The sequence below is a fragment of the Alteromonas sp. MmMcT2-2 genome, assembly GCF_022348305.1.
Lineage (GTDB): Bacteria > Pseudomonadota > Gammaproteobacteria > Enterobacterales > Alteromonadaceae > Alteromonas > Alteromonas macleodii.
In genome coordinates, this window is the sequence record NZ_JAKRFA010000003.1 from 96,313 (window position 1) to 120,578 (window position 24,266).

Annotated in this window: 22 protein-coding genes and 1 other RNA gene; 15 read left to right on the forward strand and 8 right to left on the reverse strand. The window is 45.2% G+C overall.

What is annotated here, in order from left to right; all coding sequences use genetic code 11:
• Nucleotides 1–53 precede the first annotated feature (53 nt).
• The 5 genes from MHM99_RS03490 to MHM99_RS03510 all read left to right on the forward strand — a co-directional run bounded on the left by MHM99_RS03490 (nucleotide 54) and on the right by MHM99_RS03510 (nucleotide 4,100).
• Nucleotides 54–764, forward strand: coding sequence for an SIMPL domain-containing protein (locus MHM99_RS03490; protein WP_014950391.1), 711 nt, complete (start codon nucleotides 54–56; stop codon nucleotides 762–764).
• A gap of 271 nt (nucleotides 765–1,035) precedes the next feature.
• Nucleotides 1,036–1,326: a DUF1289 domain-containing protein gene (locus MHM99_RS03495; RefSeq protein ID WP_039228189.1), complete on the forward strand. Its 291-nt coding sequence runs from the start codon at nucleotides 1,036–1,038 to the stop codon at nucleotides 1,324–1,326.
• Nucleotides 1,327–1,366: 40 nt separating this feature from the next.
• Nucleotides 1,367–2,191, forward strand: coding sequence for an HDOD domain-containing protein (locus MHM99_RS03500; RefSeq protein ID WP_239218167.1), 825 nt, complete (start codon nucleotides 1,367–1,369; stop codon nucleotides 2,189–2,191).
• 133 nt (nucleotides 2,192–2,324) lie between these two features.
• The gene (locus MHM99_RS03505) at nucleotides 2,325–3,128 is read left to right on the forward strand and encodes a DUF481 domain-containing protein (protein ID WP_239218169.1); all 804 of its coding nucleotides are present in this window, start codon (nucleotides 2,325–2,327) and stop codon (nucleotides 3,126–3,128) included.
• Between the two features lie 213 nt (nucleotides 3,129–3,341).
• Nucleotides 3,342–4,100, forward strand: a complete 759-nt coding sequence (locus tag MHM99_RS03510; RefSeq protein ID WP_014950387.1) for a DUF481 domain-containing protein — start codon at nucleotides 3,342–3,344, stop codon at nucleotides 4,098–4,100.
• Nucleotides 4,101–4,226: 126 nt separating this feature from the next.
• Here MHM99_RS03510 and serA read toward each other — a convergent pair whose 3' ends face one another.
• From serA to ssrS, 7 genes are all read right to left on the reverse strand, one after another.
• A complete protein-coding gene (gene serA / locus MHM99_RS03515) occupies nucleotides 4,227–5,456 on the reverse strand; it encodes a phosphoglycerate dehydrogenase (RefSeq protein ID WP_239218171.1) in 1,230 nt (409 codons plus the stop codon).
• A gap of 348 nt (nucleotides 5,457–5,804) precedes the next feature.
• The gene (gene rpiA, locus MHM99_RS03520; protein WP_014950385.1) at nucleotides 5,805–6,461 is read right to left on the reverse strand and encodes a ribose-5-phosphate isomerase RpiA; all 657 of its coding nucleotides are present in this window, start codon (nucleotides 6,459–6,461) and stop codon (nucleotides 5,805–5,807) included.
• 90 nt (nucleotides 6,462–6,551) lie between these two features.
• Nucleotides 6,552–7,325 (reverse strand): 5-formyltetrahydrofolate cyclo-ligase, encoded by a 774-nt coding sequence (locus tag MHM99_RS03525; RefSeq protein WP_239218173.1) that lies wholly within the window; start codon nucleotides 7,323–7,325, stop codon nucleotides 6,552–6,554.
• 148 nt (nucleotides 7,326–7,473) lie between these two features.
• On the reverse strand, nucleotides 7,474–9,102 hold the full coding sequence (locus MHM99_RS03530) for an ATP-binding protein (RefSeq protein WP_275445347.1): 1,629 nt from the start codon (nucleotides 9,100–9,102) through the stop codon (nucleotides 7,474–7,476).
• Between the two features lie 60 nt (nucleotides 9,103–9,162).
• A complete protein-coding gene (locus MHM99_RS03540; RefSeq protein WP_014980008.1) occupies nucleotides 9,163–10,104 on the reverse strand; it encodes a nucleoside hydrolase in 942 nt (313 codons plus the stop codon).
• Nucleotides 10,105–10,126: 22 nt separating this feature from the next.
• Nucleotides 10,127–11,023, reverse strand: coding sequence for a ribokinase (locus tag MHM99_RS03545; protein ID WP_239218175.1), 897 nt, complete (start codon nucleotides 11,021–11,023; stop codon nucleotides 10,127–10,129).
• A 21-nt stretch (nucleotides 11,024–11,044) separates the two neighbouring features.
• Nucleotides 11,045–11,227: non-coding RNA, 6S RNA (ssrS, locus tag MHM99_RS03550), on the reverse strand.
• Between the two features lie 594 nt (nucleotides 11,228–11,821).
• Here ssrS and MHM99_RS03555 point away from each other — a divergent pair.
• The 8 genes from MHM99_RS03555 (at nucleotide 11,822) to MHM99_RS03590 (ending at nucleotide 21,642) form a co-directional block, all read left to right on the forward strand.
• Nucleotides 11,822–12,388: a UPF0149 family protein gene (locus MHM99_RS03555; RefSeq protein ID WP_039228193.1), complete on the forward strand. Its 567-nt coding sequence runs from the start codon at nucleotides 11,822–11,824 to the stop codon at nucleotides 12,386–12,388.
• Between the two features lie 76 nt (nucleotides 12,389–12,464).
• Entirely contained in the window at nucleotides 12,465–13,784 is a 1,320-nt protein-coding gene (gene pepP, locus MHM99_RS03560) for a Xaa-Pro aminopeptidase (RefSeq protein ID WP_168462682.1), read from the forward strand.
• 219 nt (nucleotides 13,785–14,003) lie between these two features.
• The gene (locus tag MHM99_RS03565) at nucleotides 14,004–15,350 is read left to right on the forward strand and encodes an FAD-dependent monooxygenase (RefSeq protein ID WP_239218177.1); all 1,347 of its coding nucleotides are present in this window, start codon (nucleotides 14,004–14,006) and stop codon (nucleotides 15,348–15,350) included.
• The gene (locus MHM99_RS03570) at nucleotides 15,337–16,509 is read left to right on the forward strand and encodes an FAD-dependent monooxygenase (protein WP_239218179.1); all 1,173 of its coding nucleotides are present in this window, start codon (nucleotides 15,337–15,339) and stop codon (nucleotides 16,507–16,509) included. Before MHM99_RS03565 ends, MHM99_RS03570 begins: the two co-directional genes overlap by 14 nt.
• Nucleotides 16,510–16,757: 248 nt before the next feature.
• Nucleotides 16,758–18,302 (forward strand): M28 family metallopeptidase, encoded by a 1,545-nt coding sequence (locus tag MHM99_RS03575; protein ID WP_239218240.1) that lies wholly within the window; start codon nucleotides 16,758–16,760, stop codon nucleotides 18,300–18,302.
• A gap of 47 nt (nucleotides 18,303–18,349) precedes the next feature.
• Complete coding sequence (locus MHM99_RS03580) at nucleotides 18,350–19,225, forward strand: EamA family transporter (protein WP_049586109.1); 876 nt, start codon at nucleotides 18,350–18,352, stop codon at nucleotides 19,223–19,225.
• 110 nt (nucleotides 19,226–19,335) lie between these two features.
• Complete coding sequence (locus MHM99_RS03585; RefSeq protein WP_239218181.1) at nucleotides 19,336–20,625, forward strand: Xaa-Pro peptidase family protein; 1,290 nt, start codon at nucleotides 19,336–19,338, stop codon at nucleotides 20,623–20,625.
• Between the two features lie 84 nt (nucleotides 20,626–20,709).
• Complete coding sequence (locus tag MHM99_RS03590; RefSeq protein ID WP_168463706.1) at nucleotides 20,710–21,642, forward strand: exopolyphosphatase; 933 nt, start codon at nucleotides 20,710–20,712, stop codon at nucleotides 21,640–21,642.
• Between the two features lie 52 nt (nucleotides 21,643–21,694).
• Here MHM99_RS03590 and MHM99_RS03595 read toward each other — a convergent pair whose 3' ends face one another.
• Nucleotides 21,695–22,543 (reverse strand): LysR family transcriptional regulator, encoded by an 849-nt coding sequence (locus MHM99_RS03595; protein WP_014950370.1) that lies wholly within the window; start codon nucleotides 22,541–22,543, stop codon nucleotides 21,695–21,697.
• Nucleotides 22,544–22,685: 142 nt separating this feature from the next.
• Here MHM99_RS03595 and gcvT point away from each other — a divergent pair, with 142 nt between their 5' ends.
• Nucleotides 22,686–23,765 (forward strand): glycine cleavage system aminomethyltransferase GcvT, encoded by a 1,080-nt coding sequence (gene gcvT, locus MHM99_RS03600; protein ID WP_239218183.1) that lies wholly within the window; start codon nucleotides 22,686–22,688, stop codon nucleotides 23,763–23,765.
• A 51-nt stretch (nucleotides 23,766–23,816) separates the two neighbouring features.
• Complete coding sequence (gcvH, locus tag MHM99_RS03605; protein WP_014950360.1) at nucleotides 23,817–24,206, forward strand: glycine cleavage system protein GcvH; 390 nt, start codon at nucleotides 23,817–23,819, stop codon at nucleotides 24,204–24,206.
• Nucleotides 24,207–24,266 lie beyond the last annotated feature (60 nt).

Sequence of the window (24,266 nt, forward strand, 5' to 3'; positions counted from 1 at the left end):
AAAAGCTTATATTCGCTTGTATACTGGTGAAAACAGAAAGAATGGAGATTCGAATGAAAATAGGTGCGGCGATAGTAATGGCGATGGGCATGGTGGTTGCTGTGTCTTTGCTTGGTGTTCAGGTGTCTTCTGCCATGAACGATATGCAAACGTGGGATAGAGTAGTAACCGTAAAAGGGTTGTCAGAGCGAGAATACATCGCTGATCAGGTTATTTGGCCTATTCAATTTGTCGACGCGGGCAATGACTTACCTCAACTGTATGAACATATTGAAAAGAATAGCCTTCAGGTGGCTAACTTTTTAGAAGAGAAGGGCATTTCAGCAGAAAGCATTACTATTGGAAAGCCTGAAATAAATGACAAATTGGCGCAACAATACGGAAGTAGTGAAAAAGCGCCATTTCGCTACAGTGCCATTCAAACCGTTACTGTCTTTTCAAATGATGTTGAAAAGGTGCGAGCGCTTATGCAGCAAATTGGGGAGTTAATTAAAACTGGTATTGTATTATCAGACCAAAGCTACCGCGCTCAGCCCGACTATGTATTTACCCGCTTAAACGAAGTAAAGCCGGAAATGATTGAAGAAGCTACGCTCAATGCGAGAGAGGTTGCGGAAAAATTTGCCAAAGATTCAAAAAGTACTTTGGGCAAAATTAAGCGCGCTAACCAAGGGCAGTTCAGTATTTCTAGTCGCGACAGTCATCATCCACATATAAAGAAAGTGCGCGTGGTTTCTACTATCGAATACACACTTATCGACTAGCGCATCAGGCTTTCGAACATGGTATAGCAGTCAACAGGCCGTATTTCGTGCTATGCTTTGTCATATCGAAAAGGCCTGCGAGTCGAATTGCTTAGTTTTAAAGCAGCGTGGCTTAGATGATTGGAATGCCTTACTGCTAATGTCTAGTGGCTAGATGTTGGAGTATGCGTTTTAATTTATATTGATAAAGCTAAAGCGTGGCCACTGTTGCTTGCTTGAAAATGCAGCCCTAGTGGTATTCGTTTCACCTTTTGAAGGTTATGCCACTGACATGACGGAACAAAAATCACAATCCCAACAGCTGGAGTTTTTTGAAATTCCAAGCCCATGCATTGGTGTGTGTGAGTCAGGTCCAAGGGGTTTCTGTAAAGGGTGCTATCGAAGTCGCGACGAGCGCCTGTACTGGCTTAAGGTTGATGATGCAACTAAACGTAAAATAATCAGCGCCTGTGCTCGGCGCAAAAAAGCGGTGCTGACGCGCGCCCGCAAGCAACAGCAAAAAGAGCTGGGGGAATCAATTGGGCAGTTCACGCTGTTTGATGATCCGCCAAGTTCAGAATAAGCGGCCTTGAGTTTGTAAAAAGTAGACTGAGAGTTTCTAGATGTCGTTAGATAAGTATGTTTCGTATGCCGCGAAATCATTTGCGTTACCGGATATTTGCGTGCGCCTGCGTTCAACATTAGACGATCCCCGTTCCAGTGCCGAGGATATTGGCAAGCTTATTAGTGCTGATCCCTCTCTTACCGCGAAGGTGCTAAGGCTGGCGAATAGCTCGCTGTTTCGGTTTCCTTCTCAAGTAGAATCTGTTGCCAAAGCAATCAGTGTGATTGGAGGCGAAGCTCTGTATAACTTGGTAATTGCAGAAACTGCGAGCACAGCATTTAAACGTTTTGATACTAAGTTAATAAATTTAGACAAACATTGGTATGCATCAGTGTATTGCGGCATGGTGGCCAAAAGTCTTGCGATGAGACTTAACGTGCGCGGAGCAGAACGCTTCTTTGTAATGGGTATATTGCAAAACTTAAGTGAGCTGGTCGTGGCCAAGAAAGAAACTAAACGCTATCAGTCATACCTGAATGCTGAGACGAACGTGTTGCCGCACGTTAATCAGTTGGAGCATTTCGGTTTTACGTTTGCTCAATGCAGCGGTATCATACTAGAAAATTGGCACTTACCTATTGGGTTGTACTATCCGGTAACGTTCATGAATGATGAAGCTAAACATAAATCTGATGTAGATATCTGCGTCCTGTGTTTAGCAAATCGAATTACGGTAAGTCAGTTAAATAAAGAAAGTTACGCTGACATTGAACTTTTTACCCCTGAGATAGCCAATACAGTAAGTCTCAACATGGAAGTGATAAGTAATTCAATTGAATACGCCGAACAAGAAACGGCAAAAATTGTGTCGCTTATTCACTGAGCTTTCGGTGCAACAACTTCGTTACTTTACTGATAATTAGCAAAATGTAGTAAAGCTCATCCAGAGGATTGGTATAACAAGCGTCGTACTAAGACGTAATCTAAAAACTATAAAGCTCAACGTAAATCAGATTATGTTCAAAAAAATCTTCCGGCCAAGCATTGTTGTTGGCATTGTTTGTTGCTGCGCGTGTGTGCACGCAAGTGCGAGGGATCTTATACAAACCCTCTATCACGCAGACTTCACGCCCGACACCGATGACGAAATTCCTCGTTTTACGCTAGACGGTGAACTAGGTGTACTTGTAAACACCGGAAACACCTCAGCTGCCAGCGTGAAAGCCGCGGTCAATGCGGACCATGAAACAGAAAATTGGAGCAGTATCTACTTCGCAGAGTTGCTCTATAAAGAAAGCGGTACGCCAACAACAGAGCGGGACATCAGCGCCCAGCGCTTTTTCACTAGCGCGCAGTTCGACTATAAACTAATGACGCCTGGTCGCCGTCTTTTTATGTACGGTGATTACGAAGACGATCAATTTACCGGTTACGATCACCGTGCTTCGCTGGCAGCGGGCTGGTCTCAGCGCCTCTGGCGCAGTGAAGACAGTGAGTTTCGCTATAGCATTGGTCCTGGCTACAGTTTTATTGAAGCTGAAGAAGATAATGAAAGCGTAGTCAACGATGGCATCATTGTAAGAGCGTCCGCCGAATATAAATACCACTGGAGTTCGGGCGCCAAGTTAAGGCAGTTTGTTAGCACTGAGGCGGGTGAAGAAAATATGAAATCGCGCTCAGAAACTTCGCTTTCAGCCAACGTATTCGGTTCACTGGCGATGAAGTTATCCTTCATACTAAACCATGAAACAGACACCGCCGAAGATGTCGCAGCCTTAAGCACAGAGACCTCCGTGGCGCTGGTCTATCAGTTTTTTTAGTCAATTAGTGTAAATTAACGGGTTATCTTTGGCATTTTACCGTGTTCGCATTGACTGAGAGCTTTGAAAATGTACACTGCGCACCGTTGTTTGCAGTGCTTGCCGCCTCGCGGCACTGTCTAGCAGATCTCTTTAAAAACTCGTGTTGTACCGCCTTGCAGTTCAAAAGGTATCGAGTACAACGAATGGACCGATAATCAATAGGATTGTTCAATGAAAAAGCAAGTGCTTGCATCTTTAGTTGCAATTTCTCTTTCTCCAGCCGCTTTCGCTCAAGACGATGAAGTTAAGCCTTTTACAATGGAAGGCGAACTAGGTTTTATTTCGACTTCAGGTAACACTGAAACCACGTCAATCAGTGCGGGTATACAGGCTCACCAAGAGCTTGAAAAATGGAGTAACGACTACGTTTTAAAAGGTCTGTACAAACAGGAAACTGTTCAACAAGAAAATGATGCAGGCGAGCAAGAAGATATCGAGTTTACTTCTGCACAGAAGTTCTTTGGTTCAGCCCAGGGTAACTACAAACTAGAAAATCCTGATAACCGTTTATTCGGCTTCGCTTCATATGAAGACGACCGCTTTAGTAACTTTAATTACCAATCAACTATTGCGGCGGGTTGGAACCAAAAAGTACTTGAGAACAAGCGCCACACCCTTGAATATTCAATCGGTCCTGGTTACTCATTCATCGAAACTCAGGATGGCGAAGATCTTGACAGCGTAATCGTTCGTGCGTCATCAGCTTATTCTTGGAAAATTTCTGATACGGCTAAATTTACGCAAACAGTAAGTACCGAAGTGGGTTCTGACAACACGAAATCTCGTGCTGAGTCTGCACTTACAGCTACAATCAGCGGTAACCTTTCAATGCGTCTTTCTTTCAAACTTGATCACAACACCAATGTTGACGACGACGTTGAAAAACTAGACACAGAAACTGCAGTTAGCTTAGTCTACAACTTCTTCTAAGCCTACCTTATATGCTCAGCGCACTGAAGTAGGGCTGGGCACTCCAACGCATTGAAGTAAAATCACAGGCATAAAAAAACGCTGCACATTGTGCAGCGTTTTTATTTAGTCTTAAAACAACTCTTCTTAGTGGAGAATACGTGTCTTAATTGTGCCATCAATTTGCTGAAGCTCCGCAAGTGCTTCATAACCACGGTCTTCTTTAACATCAACTACTACATAACCAATTTCTGCGTTAGTTTGTAGGTACTGGGCTTCGATGTTGATGCCTTTTTCTGCAAACGCTTGGTTAATCTGAGTAAGAATACCTGGCTGGTTTTTGTGTACGTGAAGTAGGCGTGAACGACCAGTATGTTCTGGCAGTGACACTTCAGGGAAGTTAACGGCTGACAGCGTTGAACCGTTATCGCTGTACTTCGCGAGTTTACCCGCCACTTCAATACCAATATTTTCTTGCGCTTCTTGCGTGCTGCCGCCCACATGCGGGGTCAGAATGACATTATCGAACGCGCGAAGCGGCGACTCGAATTCTTCAGTATTAGATTTAGGCTCAACCGGGAATACATCAATAGCAGCGCCGTTTAGTTGGCCGCTTTCCAATGCCTTCGCAAGCGCATCGATATCTACCACAGTACCGCGAGACGCGTTAATCAAAATGCTGCCTTTCTTCATTTGAGACAGTTCTTTTTCACCAATCATATCTTGAGTTTGTGGTGTTTCAGGAACGTGAAGTGAAACAACGTCAGAGGTATTAAGCAGCTTTTCAAGCGATTTTACTTGGGCAGAATTACCTAGCACAAGCTTGTCTTCGATATCGAAAAACTGAACGCGCATACCTAGGTGTTCAGCAAGAATACTCAGTTGTGTGCCTATATGACCATACCCAATGATACCAAGTGTCTTACCACGGGCTTCATATGAGCCGACTGCCGTTTTTTCCCACTCACCGCGGTGAGCCTTGGCATTTTTACTCGGCACCTGGCGAAGCAAAAGGATAATTTGGCCAAGTACAAGTTCTGCAACCGAACGAGTGTTGGAAAATGGCGCGTTAAACACGGGAATGCCGCGGCGTTGGGTGGCTTTAAGATCAACTTGGTTGGTGCCAATACAGAAACAACCGATAGCCACAAGCTTTTGTGCTGCTTCAACTACCTTCTCTGTAATTTGAGTGCGCGAGCGAATACCAACAAAGTGGGCGTCTTTAATTTTCTCAATTAACTCGTCTTCAGGAAGAGAGGTCTTGAGAAATTCAATGTTGCTATACCCATTGCTTTTTAGTGTCTCCAAAGCACTTTGGTGAACACCTTCCAACAACAAAATTCGGATCTTATCCTTCTCTAATGAAACTTTGCTCATGAACTCGCTATCTCTCACTGATGTAATTTTGGTTTGCTTGCACCGCCAATCCAAGACTCTCAGAAACCTGCCAGTATGAAACACAAAGCTGTGTTTAACCTGCGCTGCAACGACATCGCTTTGCAGCTCTGAAAGCCTTGCTTGGGCGTTATTGCTACCAAGCTTTTATAATCACGTTGATTGCTTTCGTTATTAAGGAATTGGCCTTAACTAACGTAAAAGTTGAGACGCTTAGTGAACTTCTTTTAAGGACATCTAGACGTCTAAACGGAAACTAACAGAAAACGCGTTAAGTTGAAAGTAGTATTTTGTATAGCTTTTCACCGCACTATACGTCTTACTCAGTTATCACTTAAAGGTTTCAACACCACTATCTGTAGCACTTAGCACTATGTCCGCGCCTCGTAGTGCGAAAATGCCGTTCGTTACCACGCCAGGAATATTATTTATTTTTTGTTCTAGCTCACGAGGATTCAGAATCTCAAGGTTGTGAACATCTAAAATAACGTTGCCGTTATCGGTGACAACACCTTGTCTATATTCAGGATCTCCACCAAGCTTTACTAGCTCTCGTGCTACGAAAGAACGAGCCATGGGAATAACTTCAACGGGAAGGGGGAACGAGCCCAACACAGGAACGCGCTTGCTTTCATCAACAATACACACAAACGTGGTCGCCGCACCGGCTACAATTTTCTCGCGAGTGAGTGCTGCGCCTCCGCCTTTAATCATATGCTTGTGTTCGGTCACTTCATCGGCACCGTCGATATAAACCGATAGATTGCTGACTTCGTTTAACTCGAATACCTCAATGCCTAAGGCTTTTAAACGCTCGGTAGAGGCTTCTGAACTTGATACTGCACCTTCAATTTTGTGCTTAATTTTACCGAGTTCTTCAATAAAGAAATTTACGGTAGAACCTGTACCCACACCGACAATGCTGTCTGCTTCAACATATTCGATGGCTGCTTTGGCTACGGCTTGTTTTTTTGCGTTCTGATCCATGGTCATTCTCCGACTTATTGTGTTCGCAAGTGTAACTTATAAGCGCACGTGAACCCACAAGTTCGTATGTTCAATTTGTTATAATGACTATCACGGCTTAGTGAATTGCAGTGTGCGCGAGGGCGTCACGATGGCATCAAGGGGGACATCCCATGGTGCAACGGGCAGAGCATCTACTTCTTGAATGTCGTGGGCAATACCCACTAACTTGGGCGTTTTGCTAACCGAAAATGAATGTGAATCTGGCGCGCGTTGGGTAAAACTCAAAGTTCGGTCGTAGTAGCCGCCCCCCATACCCAGGCGATTGCCGTTTACATCAAACCCTACAAGCGGCATAAGAATAACGTCGCACTGCCTAACGGGAACTACGTTTTCACACGACAATACTGGCTCTTCAATGTTGTACTTATTCTTCACCAATTGAGAGTGCTGGGTATAAGACAAAAATAACAAATGTCCTTTACATACGGGGTGTAATACAGGTAGAGCGAATTTTTTATCATGTGAAGACTGCCAAATAGACTCGATAAAATAGGTTAAATTGACCTCGCCATCGTTAACCAAATATCCGGCTATGGTCGTGCTGTTATCAAGAAAGGGCAGTGTACGTAGTCGTGAAGCAATGCGCTTAGCGGCGTCCGTATGTTGCTGGTTAGTTAACCCTCGGCGTGCCTCGCGAAGCTTTTTTCTAAGCTGAGCGCGGGCCTGCATGTCTTCTTTAGAAACGCTTGTTTGTATGGATTGCGACGGCGCAATCTGCGTTGGTTTCATTGCTAAAGCTGGTGCTGAAGCCGTTTCCGTTGAATTAACCTTGTTAGACGTCAACGATCTAGAAGTACCGCTTCCTGAAGATGAGGGGGACATGGTAGAGGAGTTCTCCTGTCTTACAATCGAGTTAGCTTATACTACCACGGCTGTTAAAAAAGGTTTGTTGGGCTAGATAAAGATGACTCAGGCAAAATCACTGTGGTAAGACAACTTAGATAAAGCTACTTAAATAAAACAAATAGAATCATTGGTCTGGATGCCCTAAATAGTGATTGAGCACACGCACCAATTCACTACTATCTATGGGTTTAGTGAGTACGTCATCAAGACCTTGTTCTCGCAAATATTCAGGCTGGGTAATGACATCGGCCGTCAATGCAACAATAGGCAAGTTTGGCTTAAACCCCTTTATTTTCGCTGTTGCTTCATCGCCTTGAATACCTGGCAAATTAAGATCCATAAGAACTAAGTCGACGGGATTAGACTTGGCGTATTCAACGCCTTCCTCGCCAGTGCTTACCACAGAAAGCGACACGCCCAGTTTTTCAAACAAGGTTTGAATAACCACTTGGTTTATATAGTGGTCTTCAACTACCAATACATTTACTGAGTTATCTATGTTTACTTGGGCGACAAAGCTACGCGGTTGTGCCTCAACGAACTGGTTTGCGCTTAGGGCGTCGGCAGGCAAGGTCACACTTATTCGGGTACCGTGATTCAACTTACTACTAACTTTAATAGACCCGTCCATGAGCTCGACAAGGCGCTTCGATATATTCAAGCCTAAGCCGGTTCCACTTATCTGACGGGCGTTTTCCATTCGCTCGAAAGGTGTAAAAAGCCGCTTTTGATCGTCATCGCTCATACCAATGCCTTGATCAATGACATTAAATATTACCTTGCCGCTTTTGTATTTTACCTGCGCTTTTACTGACTTGCCGTGATTAGTGAACTTAATCGCATTCGACAGCAAATTAAGCGCAACTTGACCAAATTTGGTGTCATCGAAAAACAACGAGTCGGGCACAGCGTCATCAATACTGGTGCTAAATACGATACCGCTGTCTTCAGCGCGGATCTTAGTAAGCGAAAATAAGTGGGTGAAAAAGTCTTTGGTATTCACCGCGCGTGGCATCACACGCATTTTCCCCGCTTCTATCTGCTTTATATCTAAAACAGAATTTACTATTTCTAAAAGCCTTTCACCGCTTTGGCTTACATGAGAAAGCGGGGTGGTAAATGACGAGGGTAAATTTAATTTTTGGGCTTCGCCTTCAAGTAACTGACTAAATGTATTTATGGCATTAAGCGGTGTTCTAATTTCGTGGCTTACGTAAGAAAGAAAGTCAGACTTGAATTGACTGGTGCGCTCAAGCTCTCGGTTTTTCCGCTTTAACTCTAAATGTGCTACTACCGATTTACTTAAGGTTTGGAGCGAGGCTTTTTGTGTTTCGGTTAGCTTGCGTGGTTTGCTATCAATGGCGCACAGCGTGCCAATTGCATGACCAGACGGGGTAATCAGTGGTGCGCCGGCGTAAAACCGAATATCAGGCGCGCCAGTCACCAGCGGGTTATCGTGAAACCGGGGGTCTAACGTAGCGTTAGGTATTTCAAACACATCGCTTTGCAAAATAGCATGTGAGCAAAACGCGATATCTCGTGATGTTTCTTCTGCGTCTAAACCTACCCGTGATTTAAACCATTGGCGGTTTGGATCAATGAGGCTGATAAGCGCAATAGGGGTTTCACAAATTTGAGAGGCCAGGGCTGTTAGGTCATCAAACAGCTGTTCAGCTTCAGTATCAAGTACGTCGTAGCTGAGCAGTTCGGCAAGACGTTCTTCCTCATTAATGGGGAGTGGAGCTGATTGCATTGTTTGAACCTAACGATGAAATAAAAAAAGGGATTGTGTATTAACAATCCCTTAAACATATCATAGAGCGTAGGTGTCTATGAATAGTTGTTCCAGCTTTTTGTGGTCAACTTTAGTCGCTACCTTTATGGTATTTGCTTCATTCCATAGTGGGCTCGGTGTTGTACCTTTAGGCGCAACCACGGTTTGCCCTCTATCTAGTGTCCCTGTTCCAACTCGAACGTGACCTTCAGTCAGTTCAAATAACTCAGGGTGGCGAAGGTGGGCAATCGGGAATGCATCGTGGAAGAAACACACGCGATCTTCACGGTTTTGCGAGTAGAAATCCATGTAGAACTGGGCGCTTTCTTTCACAAAACCACCAAGGGTATTGTTTTTCTCTTCAAGCTTTTCAACAAAGGCTGGCGAGAACGGCGTGAAGTTTGTCACGTCCAAACCAAACATGGTCAGCTCCCAGTCTGCTGCGAAAACGATTTCTGCTGCATGTGCATCGTTCCAAATGTTCGCTTCAGCTACCGGCGTAACGTTACCTGGTACAAACGCTGCACCACCCATTATGCTAACGCCTTTTACCAACTTAGGAAGTTCTGGCTCAAGACGAAGTGCAAGGGCCAAGTTACCTAGTGGGCCAATAGCAACAATGGTGATTTCACCAGGGTATTTACGTGCCATATCAACGATAAACTGCGCAGAGCTGCGTGGGTCAAGCTCGGTTTTAGGCGCTTCAGGTTTGATATGACCGAAGCCGTGCTCACCGTGTACGAAGTGTGCGTACGTTGACTCTGGGCCAACCCATGGCATGCCAACACCTTTAGTTACAGGAATATCTTTACCTGCAATTTCGCAAAGTGTCAGTGCGTTTTGCGCTGCCATTGTTACTGGAACGTTACCGTAAACGGTCGTTAAGCCAAGTACTTCAATGTCTGGAGACTGAAAGGCGAAAAAGATCGCCATTGCATCATCAATCCCCGGATCCGTATCTAATATGATCTTATGTGCCATCAATTTATCTCAGTGCGTCTTGCTAGTTGGCGTGTTTCGCTAAGAAACGATCCACTTCTTTTTGTGTTGGAATACTCTGCGCTGCGCCCTCGCGTGTTACCGCAATGGCTGAAGCTGCACACCCGCGACGCAATGCTTGTTTAGCATCGGTGTGGTTGCTGTATGCAGACAGGAAATAACCGATAAAGGTGTCACCAGCTGCGGTGGTATCTACCGCGTCTACAGAGAATGCTTTTACTTCTACAACATCGTTTTTGCGCAGCATCATTACACCCGCTTTACCCAGTGTAATAATAACTTCGCTGTGTGACCACTGCTCTTTGAACGCTGTCACAATATCTTCAAATTCTTCTTTACCGGTAATCGCAGCAGCTTCGGTTTCATTTACAATAAGTAAATCTACACAGTCTAACGGAAGCTGCTTAACCGACTCGCTCATAGGCGCTGGGTTAAAAGCTACTTTAAGCTGCTTTTCTTTTGCTTGACGAAGTACTTCTTCAATGCTGCTTGTTTCATTTTGGGTTAGTACCCAATCTGAAGGACGCGTATCGTCTAACGCTTGCATTACGGTTTTTGCGGTAATGGTTTGGTTAGCACCACCAAACAATACAATGGCGTTTTCACCGCTAGGCGTGACTTGGATAATCGCGTGACCAGAAGGAACTTCTGAACACTTAACACCGCGGCAATCAACACCCTTCTTAATAAGAGCTTGTTTAAATGAGGCGTCGTTTTCGTGAATGCTGCCGACGTGTCTTACGTCTGCACCTGCTTGCGCTAAAGCAATAGACTGGTTTGCACCCTTACCACCTAATAAGGTTTGATAATGGGTAGAGGCCAACGTCTCACCAGGTTGTACAAAGTGATCTACCTGATAAACGTGGTCAATATTTATAGAGCCAAAATTTATTATTGCCATTTCTTCTTCCGTCGAAAGAGGGCGCTTCCCAGAATGCCGCTGTCCATGTTTCGCCCGTGAACCGAAAAGTTCAGGGCGGAAGTATCACAATTGCCGTAGGCTTCTCGATACGCGTCGAGCTTGCACAATAGCAGCTGTTTCAACTTCCTTGGTTTAAAGCATCGGCCAGGGACATGAATGAACTAGCAAACATCCCAGGAAACATTGTTGTTGTATTAACGCAACAGGGTATAACAAACGCGAGATCCAGTGAAGAGGATCACCTAAAGCGCTTTATAACTATTTTGCGTGGTGATTATAAAAGCGGTAAAAAAATATTACTTTTCTTGACCAATTGGTCAGCAATTATACACGCATATAAGAGAAGCTCAATAATAACCAATCAGCTATTCAGGCATTAGAGGCTAATGAACGTTGTCATGCTGTTGCTAAAGGAATTCCGTATCCAACACCAGCGATCTTAGATGAAATCTGACGATGTTGCTAGCCGTCCGGCAACGAATTTAGCGAAATAGCCGCAAATTAAACATTGTTTGAACAGTGAGTAAACAACGTTTAAGTACCGTTGTGTAAAGTGTGTACGACACAGTGTTGGTAGACCTTGAATGTACTTTTGCTGTTTGTTCAAAGTTAGAGCAATGGCAGGTCAAAAGGAGGCGTTACACATTGATTTTTGCTAGTATTAACTCCATCAAGAGATGACAGTGACGTAAGTCGCAGCCAAAATAGATGGTAATTAATCGCTATATAAAAGTGGCGCCTGTATCTCAAACTATTCAAAACAAAAGAGAACAATTCGTGGAAAAACAGCTCGATTACGATAGCGTAAGTAATAAATTGTCTCAGCAAGGCGTAATTGTTGATGCTGCAGAAGTGCATGGCATCCTGTGCGGTATGCTTTGCGGAGGCATGTCGCTTACCGACCAAAAATGGCTAGAAGCGTTAAGTGAAACCATTAATCAGGGTGATGCGTTTAGCGACCCTACCCAGCACCTTTTAAATAGTCTTTTCAATCAAACCTGTCAGCAGCTTCTTGAGCCTGAATTCGCGCTCAATTTGTTACTTCCTGATGATCAAGCGCCTATCAACGATCGCGGTGCTGCGCTAATAAACTGGGTGCAAGGTTTCATGCTTGGGTTTGGTCTACACCAGCAAGACCTTATGCAATGTTCTGACGACGTAAAAGAAGCACTTGAAGACTTTTCAGATATTTCACGTATGGAAGAGCCAATGGACGCGGACGAAGAGTCTGAGAAGGCGCTGTTAGAGGTTGAAGAATACGTGAAAATTTCAGCAATTTTATGCTTCAGCGAACTGGGCCAATCACTTCTAGATGATCAACAAGACACGCCATCCGTACACTAGTAATTAACTGAAGATATTAAAAGTGGCCGTAAGTCGCCACTCGTTTTAACGAGATTTTTTTAGGGTTTTCTCTTTTATGATTAGTGCGCAAGAGTTTATCGCCAGGCAGGACCGACTGCTTGCACAGTGCGAGCCAAATAGTGTGTGTATTGTGCCAGCAGCAGGTATGGTAACCCGAAGTCGCGATACCGAATATACATTCAGGCAAGATAGCGACTTTTGGTATCTGACAGGATTTGAAGAGCCTAATGCTTGGTTGATATTGTCTAACCACCCTCGTTACGGTGAAAGTTATCGTGCAATGGTGGTACAAGAGAAAGACAAAAGTGCAGAGATTTGGCACGGCAAACGCTTAGGAGCCGAAGCTGCACTTGCCCGATTTAGTCTAGATGAAGCGTTTGAGTTGCAAGAACTTGAAGAAGCGCTGTTAGCGTCAATTCAAGGTCAAGACAACGTGTACTTTTCGTTGGGTCACAAGAAAGACAATGACCTGTTATTTTCTGAAGCGCTAAACACCTTGCGCGATGCGCCTAAAGAATCACTGGCACCAAGGGCGATTCACGACTTACAGCCTATTTTACACGAAATGCGTTTATTCAAATCAGCGTGTGAAGTGGCCATGATGAAAGCGGCGGGTGAGATAAGCGCACGTGCGCACAAGCGAGCTATGCAGTTCGCCGCGCCTGGTTGTTACGAGTACCAGCTAGAAGCTGAAATTCACCATGAATTTGCGATGGCGGGAGCCCGTTCACCTGCTTATAGCACTATTGTTGGAAGCGGCGACAATGCGTGTATTTTGCATTACACGCAAAATAACGCGCAGGTAAATGACGGTGACTTGATCTTGATCGATGCAGGTGCTGAATATCAAGGTTATGCTGCGGATATCACGCGAACGTTTCCTGCAAATGGAAAGTTCACGCATGCTCAGCGCGAAATTTACACCGTTGTATTAAAAGCGCAAAAAAGCGTGCTAGATATGTTAGCGCCCGGCGTTACTCTGTCACAAGCCATGTTACATAGCGTAGAAATTATTACTCAAGGTTTAGTTGACCTTGGCGTTCTTGAAGGTAGTGTGGCACAAAACCTTGAAAATGAAACGTGGCGTCAGTTTTACATGCATGGTTTAGGGCACTATTTAGGTCTAGATGTGCATGATGTAGGCAACTACAAAATTGACGGTGAAGACCGTCCGTTAAAGCCTGGCATGGTGATCACTGTTGAGCCCGGCATTTACATTAGCCAAGACAGCAACGTGCCGGAAAAATACAAAGGCATTGGTGTAAGAATTGAAGATGATGTGGTGATTACTGCGACGGGTGTCGATATTCTTACCGCAGATGTGCCAAAAGACATTGATGAGATTGAAGCACTTATGGCTGAAAGCAGAGCCTAGTTGTCAAAATTTGCTAAGACTATCAAGGTTTGAAAAACTGCCATAAGTGTGAAATACGGAATTTTGGTTTGAGTTACCAGTGTAAGTTAGCGGTTTAACTTACCGGTGTAAACTACCAGTTTAAATTACGCTAAAAACTAGCCTTTAATATAAAGAAAAAAATCTCAGAATTAACGCTTTTAATAATTAGAGCCTCTGGACGACAGGAATATAAAAACAGTGGAATCGGCAGCAGCGGTTGATGTAGTAATTATTGGTGGTGGTATTGTCGGTACTGTATTAGCCAAAGCACTCGCAGAGAAAGTATTTCCTGCAAACAGCTCTGGCTTATCTGTCACCCTAATTGATGCGGCTGACCCAGAGCAAACCAGTAAAAGCTTAGTCGACTTTAACCCTTTTACCGACACCCGAGTGATTGCCTTGGCAAGACGTACTGTTGAAGAACTGTCTCACATGGGGCTAAACCTTGATGATGTAGCTAAGCAGCACAACGGTGAGTTACCTCCTCAAATTAAGCATATTGAGGTTAGTGACAAAGGGCACTTGGGGCTATTAAACCTTCAAAGCAGTGACTACCACATTGACGCGTTTGGCCAGGTGGTGAGCTTAAGCGCACTAACGCGATTGGCGGCAGGTGCAACCTCAAGCTACCAATATATCGCACCTGCCAAGGTAACGAACGTAAAGCAGCAGTGCAATTATGTAGAGGTGCAGCTAGATAGTGGGCAATCGCTTACCACAAAGTTGCTGGTACTGGCCGATGGCGGTCGTTCAGGATTAGCTGACCAGGTGGGCATTACAAAAACAGTCAATGATTATCATCAAACGGCCATTGTCTTTAACGTTCACACTCAGCTCCCTCATGAAAACAGAGCTTACGAGCGTTTCACCCAAAATGGCCCGTTAGCGTTCCTGCCTTTCGACAGTGAAATCGATGATATCAAGGCTAGTGGAAACGGCTTTTCAGTTGTATGGACTGTAGATACTGACGCCGCAAAGTCGTTAATGGCATTAAATCAACGCGCATTTATCAAGGCCCTACAGGAAGCATTTGGCTATCGACAGGGCAAAGTACTGAGAGTCAGTGAGTTGGCAAGTTACCCGTTAGCGCTTACTAAAGCCCAGCAAGTTGCTAGTCATCGCACCGTGGTGGTAGGCAATGCGGCACAGGCGCTACATCCTATTGCAGGGCAAGGCTTCAATCTAGGCTTACGCGACTTAAGTACTTTAGTGTCTGTGCTGCAAGTGTCAGCGGAAAAGCACAGCGAGCATAATTCATATGAAGAGAAAAACGATACAATCGCATCCGCTAATTTCGATGCAGGCGCTTTTAGTATTACTCAGCATTACGCCAATTCGCGTAAGAATGACAGGGATAACACGATAGCCCTGACCGATACGCTAGTTCGCACCTTTTCAAACCAGTATTTTCCAACGGTAATTGGGCGCAATGTGTCGTTATTGGCATTAAGCATGATGCCCCAGGCGAAAAAAGCGTTTGTTAAACACACGACGGGCTATGGCGAAACACCACTAAGAAAAAGAGATAACAATGCAGCATGTTGATATAGCGATAGTGGGCGGCGGAATTGTAGGGCTAACCCTTGCAGCGGCGCTTAAACACAGTGAATTGAGCATAGCAATAGTCGATAAAGCGGCGTGTTATCAGACTCTGGACGAGAAGCCAACGGCGAGAGTGAGTGCCATAAACCAGGCTAATATTAAAGCGCTTCAACAGTTTGATGTGTGGTCGCATTTGCAGCAAGACCGCGCCAACCCTTACACCGACATGCATGTGTGGGACAAAGACAGTTTTGGCGACATTCACTTTTCATGCGATGAAATGGGCAGTGATGCGCTTGGCGTGATTGTAGAGAATCAAGCTTTAGTCAATGCACTGTCTAAATCTGTGGAAGCGCAGCCTAACGTGGAGATGATTACCGCGGGTATTGATAGAGTATTAGCTGGCCCAAACCAATCCATGCTGATGCTTGATAATGATGACGTGCTAAGCTGCAGGTTGTTAGTAGGCGCCGATGGCGCAAATTCGTTTGTGAGAAAGCAGGCTGGCTTGCCTATTACTTTTAAAGACTACGAGCATACGGCGATTGTCGCTAATATCAAAACGGTAGAGCCGCATAGTAATGTGGCGAGACAAGCGTTCACACCCACGGGACCGCTCGCGCTACTGCCTATGTCTGAGCCAAATGTATGTTCTATTGTATGGTCGCAAACGCCAGAGCAAGCGAACTTATTAATGGCATTGGATGACGCTGCGTTCTGTAATGCGTTAACTGCGGCTAGTAATAGCGTTCTTGGCACTATTTCGCTTGAAACCAAGCGCGCCGCTTTCCCGTTGGCCATGCGTTATGCACGCCAGTGGGCGAAAGACGGTGTGGTGCTGGTAGGCGATGCAGCGCATACCATTCACCCGCTTGCAGGGCAGGGCGCTAACTTGGGAATGCAAGATGCGCTCGCACTGGCGGAAACCCTAAACAACTTAAAAGTATCGAGCAAAGACATAGGTTTGTACAAACACTTACGCAGCTACGAACGAAGCCGTAAAACAGAAGCCATGAAAATGATTGCCGCAATGGACGGCTTTAAATTCTTATTCGATGGCGACGCCCCCCTCAAAAAGTTGGTCCGAGGAATTGGCCTTTCAGCCACAGATAAACTCAGCACCATTAAAACCGCCTTCGTCAGCCACGCCATGGGTCTATAAACTCCATTCTTGTGGTTTAGTCGCTTTGGCATTGAGATAGTCAGCGGTAAAGGATACTCTTCGGTATCCTTTTTTATTTGTACCAATGGCTTATGTTTACCTATCTTTGCAAACCTTATCGCGCCTTTTCCTTTGTATGCGCCGCTTCCGTACTTACTTCTACTTTAATGACTAGTTCGGCGAATGCCGACGCAGTGGTTTCCACTTTAGCCTTGGCTGAATCGTCGGCGACAACAAAAAGCAAAAAGATGACGCTGAGTAATGCCTCTATCGATTTGGACGTATATCGTCAGCACGTTAAAACACTGGCAAGCGATGAGTTTGAAGGGCGAGGGCCATTGTCGAAAGGGGAAGAGAAAACAGTCGATTACTTGGTAACCCAATACAAAAAGCTAGGGCTAAAGCCAGCCTTTGGCGATAGCTATACTCAAGCTGTGCCTTTAGCCAAAATAACGCCTAAGAACATTTCATCGTTAAAAATAGGCGGGCTTGACTTTAGCGCAAGTAGCGAGTTTACCGCCCGAACTCAGCGCATTGTTAATGACTACTCACTTACAAATAGTGACGTTATTTTTGTGGGTTATGGCATTAATGCCCCAGAGTACAATTGGAATGATTACGCAGGCCTGGATGTAAAAGGAAAAACCGTTGTCATGCTGGTAAACGACCCGGGTTTCGCTTCTAAAGATCCAGAGCTTTTTCAGGGCAACGCAATGACCTATTACGGTCGCTGGACATATAAGTACGAAGAAGCAGCCAGGCAGGGGGCAGAAGCGGTTTTCATTATTCATGAAACCATGCCAGCGGGTTACGGGTGGGGCGTAGTCGAAAACTCTAACTCCAATACCAAATTCAGTTTAGTCGACGACAACAACAATGCTTCACAAGTTGGTGTAATGGGTTGGCTTCACCTAAATGCCGCCAGACAGCTATTTGAAAAGGTGGGTATGGAGTATGGCGAGCTTAAAGACAAAGCTTCAAAGCCAGGATTTATTCCCATCGCGCTAAACACAAAAGCATCATTGGGCTTCACCAATACTATTGAGCGTGCCGAGTCGCAAAATGTTGCAGGCATTTTAGAAGGTACAGATAAGCCAGAAGAGTGGGTAATGCTTCACGCTCACTGGGACCACCTAGGCAAAGTTGAGAAAAACGGCCAAACCACTATTTACAATGGTGCGGTAGACAACGCGTCAGGCGTAGCAGGTGTGCTTACGTTAGCAGATGCGCTTTCAAAACGCGAAGAGGGCTTTGTGCGCACACTAATGTTCAGTGCGTTTACCGCTGAGGAAACAGGGCTACTCGGTGCCGATTATTTTGCAAATAATCCACCGGTACCAACATCGAACATGGTGGCTTTTTTAAATATCGACGGCATGAATATAAACGATGGCATTGATTACATCTTGCAGTATGGCGAAGGCTATTTATCTATTGAAGATGATTTAGCAACAGCTGCCGCGCTACAAGGACGAACGGTTAAAATGGATCCGCGACCTCAAAATGGACTGTTCTTCCGCTCAGATCACTTCGCGCTTGCTAAGCAGGGCGTGCCTTCAATTTTGTTCATGAGCTTAGGCGATACCGACCCTAGCTTCATCGCCAAACGCTATCATAAAGCAGATGATGACTACCTTCCAAGCTGGACATTAGGTGGTGTGCAACAAGACCTCTCACTTATCGGCTCTATGCTGAACTATTACGCCCAAGGCGATGTGTGGCCATACTGGAAACGTGACTCTGATTTTAAAGACAAGCGCACACAGGCAATGGAAGCGAAAGAGGCAAAGTAATTCACGCTTAACTGTAGGTAGCGATATAACAAGGTGAAGCGACGCTAATGAGTTGGATTTTGTTTACGTTAGGCGCGGTTGTTATGCAAACCGTGCGCAATGCACTTCAGAGTAAGCTGAGCGGTGCAGTTAACACCTCTGGGGTGACGCTCTCTCGCTTTATTTTGGCTCCGCCAATAGCTCTCGTCTATTTACTCATTCTCTACAGCAGTAGCGCCAGTCAAGTGCCTGAGTTCTCAGGCTCTTTTATTACAGTGATATTGTGTGCTTCGCTACTTCAAATAGCGGCCACTTCTTTAATGGTGATTTTGTTCAAGCAGAAGAATTTTGCCATTGGCGCAGGTCTAGCGAAGAGTGAGGCCTTGGTGGCCGGCGTTGTAGGCATGCTCTTTTTCGGAAGTTATTTAACGCCCCTTGGGTGGGCGGGCATAGTAATAGGCGCAATAGCAGTATTTGTGTTAAGCAGCGGCAATCGGCTTCATGGTATTAGTGTGAAAACCATGGTTATAGGTCTTGCTTGCGGTACCTGCTTTGCGCTGACATCACTGTTGGTGCGCGAAGCCAGTCACATGCTTAATGTTCAGCATACAGTGGCTGCTGCTTGGGTGTTGTTATGGGTGCTATGTGTACAAACGATAAGTTTAAGTGGTTATATTGCGCTAACTAAACCCTTCGTGTTCAGACAGCTAACCAACGCTAAAAAGCAGGTGCTCGCGATTAGCACGGTAAGCTGTTTGGGCTCAATTTGTTGGTTCACGGCCATGGCATTACAACATGTGGCGCTGGTAAAAACGCTTGGTCAGTTAGAGGTGTTGCTTACCTTGGTACTTTCACATTACTGGCTAAAAAATGCAGTCACAAAACGCGAAATTGCTGGCTTACTTCTTATTGGGCTTGCCGCCATTTTCGTTATGTGGGCATAAAGTACTGACAATATTAAACACTGAAGTTTTTAGTACAAAATCAATTGAATGTTATTTTCATAAAACAAAAAAGTGCTAAACAACCTTAATTAAAACGACAGGAAGGGAACATGGATAAGCGACATTTCTTGAAATTAGCGGGCGCTAGCTTTGCGCTTGCTCCTGTGGCTTCTATGGCTGCAATTAATCAAACCAATGCAACAGACACTAACGGTTTAAGCGGGCTAAGTGATATCACCGCAAATGCGAAGCCGATTACCGTAGAAGAGCGCAAAGCGCGTATTGAAAAAGCGCAGTCGCTTATGAAAGCCCAAGACATTGCGGCAATTCTGGTCGAGCCTGGCGCTGCAATGGATTATTTTTCAGGGATTAAATGGTGGCGTAGTGAGCGCTTGACCGCGCTGGTTATCCCTCAAAAAGGTGACATGGCGGTGGTAACGCCATTTTTCGAAAAGCCAAGTGTGTTTGAGTCGTTAGCTATAGGCGATGATGTAAGAGTGTGGCAAGAGCATGAAAGCCCGTTTGATGTCGTAGCCAATATTTTAAAATCGCGCCGTATAACAAGCGGCAATATCGGCTTTGAAAGCAGCGTACGCTACTTTGTAGTTACCGGAGTCAGCCGAGCGCTACCAAACATTAATATTGTTCCCGCCGAGCCAATTACCCTTGGCTGTCGCATGTATAAAACTGCGAGTGAACTGGCACTTATGCATAAGGCCAATGAAGTTACTTTACGTGCTTACGAGTTTGTTTTTAGCAACCTAAAGCTTGGCATGAGTCAGCAGGATGTAAAAAGTTTGATGAACACCGCACAGCAGCACTTAGGCGGCAGCGGTACATGGTGTTTGGCGCTGTTTAACGATGCAAGTGCTTATCCTCATGGCACAAACGCAGCACAAACTATCAAAGAAGGCTCGGTGATCTTGCTAGACAGCGGTTGCAGCGTGCACGGTTACCAAAGCGACATAAGCCGTACTTTGGTATTTGGCAAAGCGTCTCAGAAAGTTCAGGACGTCTGGCACACAGTAAGGGAAGGGCAGAACGTGGCATTTGCCGCAGCAAAAATTGGTGAACCAGCAGGCAAAGTGGACGACGCAGTGCGCCAATTCTACGCCAGCAAAGGGTACAGCAAAGACTATGCATTGCCTGGGCTAAGTCACAGAACAGGTCACGGTATCGGCATGGAAGGACACGAGAGCGTTAACTTCGTGCGTGGTGAAAATACGCCACTTAGAAAAGGCATGTGCTTTTCTAACGAGCCAGGTATCTATATTCCGGGTGAATTTGGTGTGCGCTTAGAAGACTGTTTGTACATGACAGAAACAGGCCCCGCATACTTTACCGAACCGCCAGAAAGCTTGGCGAAACCGCTGGGTAAATTACTGAATTTAAAAAGCTAAATAAGAAGTTAATAAACCTGTCTCTCAAAATTTTTATTAGCTGTTACACTTAAAATTATTACCTAAGTGAATGATGGATAAACTATGCCTGAAAGAAAATTTAGATTGGTTACGCGAAGTGATTTCGATGGACTGGTATGTGCAGTCTTATTGAAAGATTTAGACTTAATTGACGATATTTTGTTTGTTCATCCAAAAGACATGCAAGACGGTAAAATTGATATTACCGAGAATGATATCACTACTAACCTGCCTTACGTTGCGGGTTGCCATATTGCCTTCGACCATCACTTAAGTGAAACAGTGCGTAACTCAGGCGATATTGATAATCACATCATTGACCCGAAAGCGCCGTCGGCAGCGCGCGTTGTTTACGACTATTACGGTGGTGCAGATAAATTTCCTAACATCTCAGTAGATATGATGGATGCGGTAGATAAAGGAGACTCTGCACAGTTTAGCGAAGAAGAAATCCTTGAGCCCACCGACTGGGTGCTAATGAATTTCATCATGGATGCGCGAACTGGGCTTGGTCGTTTCAGAGATTTCAAAATCTCTAACTATCAGCTAATGATGAAGCTAATAGATGCGTGCAAAGACCACAGCATTGGAGAAATACTGCAAATGGAAGACGTGGCCGAGCGCGTGAGTTTGTACCACGAGCACAATGAAATGGCGAAGGCGCAAATTGCCAAGTGTTCTACCGTATACGATAACCTAGTTGTGCTTGATTTAACCGACCAAGAAACCATTTACGCGACAAACCGGTTTGTTATTTACGCCATGTATCCCGACTGCAATATCTCTATTCACAAGATGTGGGGGCTGAAAAAGCAAAACGTGGTATTTGCTATTGGTAAATCCATTACTAATCGTAGCTCAAAAACCAATGTGGGAGAGTTGTGCTTGAAGTATGGCGGCGGTGGTCACATGAACGCAGGTACATGTCAGGTTGAAACCAGCAAAGCCGAAACTGTACTCGGCGAGCTTATCGAAACCATCACGAGTGATGGCTAAAGCTAATCGAATAAGAACGGTGGGGCAGAAAAAGTACTCTGACCCCATTTTTTTATTGGGTTAGTCTCACTTTAAAGAATTCGGCCAGAGTTTTACTGATCACGGGGTGCTGTGTATCTTGATTGAACAGGCAAATATTTACCTTGCCTAATTTGGGCAGGTGCGGGTGGTTTAGCGCTACAAGGTTTGCCGGTAAGCTAGATTTTGCTAGAGCTGTCACGCCTAAACCTTGCTGAATGGCGGCAACCAATCCACCTAAATCTGCATTGGTATAGCTAATTTTCCATGCAAAGGTTTGCTGCTTTAACTGTTCAATAACGCGGCTTCGATACATACAACCGTCGGGAGCAAGCACCAAAGGGATATTGTTGCCAACCAACGGATGAGCCGTGTCGCCAACCCAAACTACGTCATCTTCTAACACTACTTCGCCTTCTGTTTGCTCGCCCGGATTCACCAACGCCAAAATCAAATCGAAATGATCGCGCTGCGACGGATGCAGCAAATCACGGCTTAAGGCAGAGGTCACTTCAAGTGATACATCGGGATAGCGCTTAGAAAATTCGCCAATTAGACCCGGCAATAATGTAGAAGCAAATTCATTGGGAATGCCAAGGCGCAAGCGACCGCTTAGCGGGGCAGGGGTTAAGCTGCGAAAGATGTTATCGTTAAGCTCTAGCAGTTCTTTCGCTTTTGGGTACAGCCAATTGCCGTCGGCGCTAGGTACATGCCGTTGCCCTACTTTGGTAAATAGCTTGCGGTCTAACTGCGACTCTAACTTTTTAATTTGTAGGCTTATTGCCGGTTGAGAGCGGCCTAAAAAGTCGCCCGCTTTAGCGTAGCCACCAAGCTCAATAACGCTAACGAAGGTGCGTAAGGTATCAAGGGAAAGCTGCTTCATGTTGATTTGCAATCTTAATGTAGTTTAATCAATACATTATAAATATAAATGTATTGATAAGAAATTCCAATTTGTTGCATAAACGTTAGCTCACTATACTCAATTTCGTTTTCTACCTTTCAAATTAAAAAGAGTAAGTGGAATGTCTAGTACCACCGCCCTACACGCAAAGCACCTAGAAGCCGGTGCGAAAATGGTCGATTTCTTCGGCTGGGATATGCCAATTAACTATGGTTCACAAATTGAAGAGCATCACGCTGTGCGTCAAGACGCCGGTATGTTCGATGTGTCTCACATGACCATTGTTGACGTAAAAGGCGCACAAGCAAAAGCGTATCTTCAGTACCTTTTAGCCAACGATGTGGCAAAACTAAAAGACAAAGGCAAAGCGCTATACAGCGGCATGCTTAACGAAGAAGGCGGTGTTGTAGACGACCTTATCGTTTATCACTTCGACGAGACTAACTATCGCCTAGTGGTTAATTCAGCAACGCGCGAAAAAGACATGAACTGGTTAATGAGCAGAGCAGAAGGCTTTGACGTAACCATCACCGAGCGCCCTGAATTTGCCATGATTGCCGTACAAGGCCCTAACGCAAAAGAAAAAGCCGCTACCTTGTTCAGCGCAGCGCAAAAAGAAGCGGTAGCGGGCATGAAGCCATTCTTTGGTGTACAAGCCGAAGACTTGTTTATCGCCACCACAGGTTATACCGGTGAAGCAGGCTACGAAATTATGGTGCCAGCTGAGCAAGCGGAAAGCTTCTGGCAAGCACTACTAGACGCGGGCGTTAAGCCATGCGGCCTAGGTGCTCGCGACACACTTCGCCTAGAAGCAGGCATGAACCTGTACGGCCAAGATATGGATGAAACCGTATCGCCACTAGCCGCCAACATGGGCTGGACAATTACATGGGAACCGGCTGATCGTGACTTCGTAGGGCGTAAAGCACTAGAAGCGCAGCGCGAAGCGGGTACCGACAAGCTAGTAGGCTTGGTGATGACTGAAAAAGGCGTGCTGCGTCACGGTCTTAAAGTGAAAACAGAAAGCGGCGAAGGCGTTATCACTTCAGGTACGTTCTCTCCAACTTTAGGTCACTCAATTGCGATGGCACGAGTACCAAGTGATGTTGGTGAAACAGTAGAAGTGGAAATGCGCAAAAAGTGGGTTACAGTAAAAGTGGTTAAGCCCTCCTTTGTTCGCAATGGAAAAAGTGTTTTGTAAGGCCAAAAGCTTCTAGGCCCCGAAAGTTAACAGAGAATAACAGGAACGATTATGAGCAACATCCCAACTGATTTACGCTATGCCGCTACGCACGAATGGGTTCGCCCTGAAGGTGACGGTGTTTTCACTGTAGGTATTTCTGAGCACGCACAAGGCTTACTTGGCGACATGGTTTTCGTTGATTTGCCAGATGTTGGCGATGCAGTAAGCACTGGCGACGACGTATGTGTTGCTGAATCGGTAAAAGCAGCGTCTGACGTTTACGCGCCAATTTCAGGTGAAATTGTAGCGATTAACGAAGACCTAGAAGATTCACCAGAATTAGTTAACTCTGACCCATACGGCGACGGTTGGCTATTCAAAATTAAAGCTGACGATGCGGCAGAAGTAGAAGGTCTACTAGACGCTGAAGGCTACGAAAACAGCATCGACGAAGAGTAATTCGTTACGCAGTTTTAAAAGAACCATAATTTGAAAAGGGGCATGAAGATAATTCAGCCC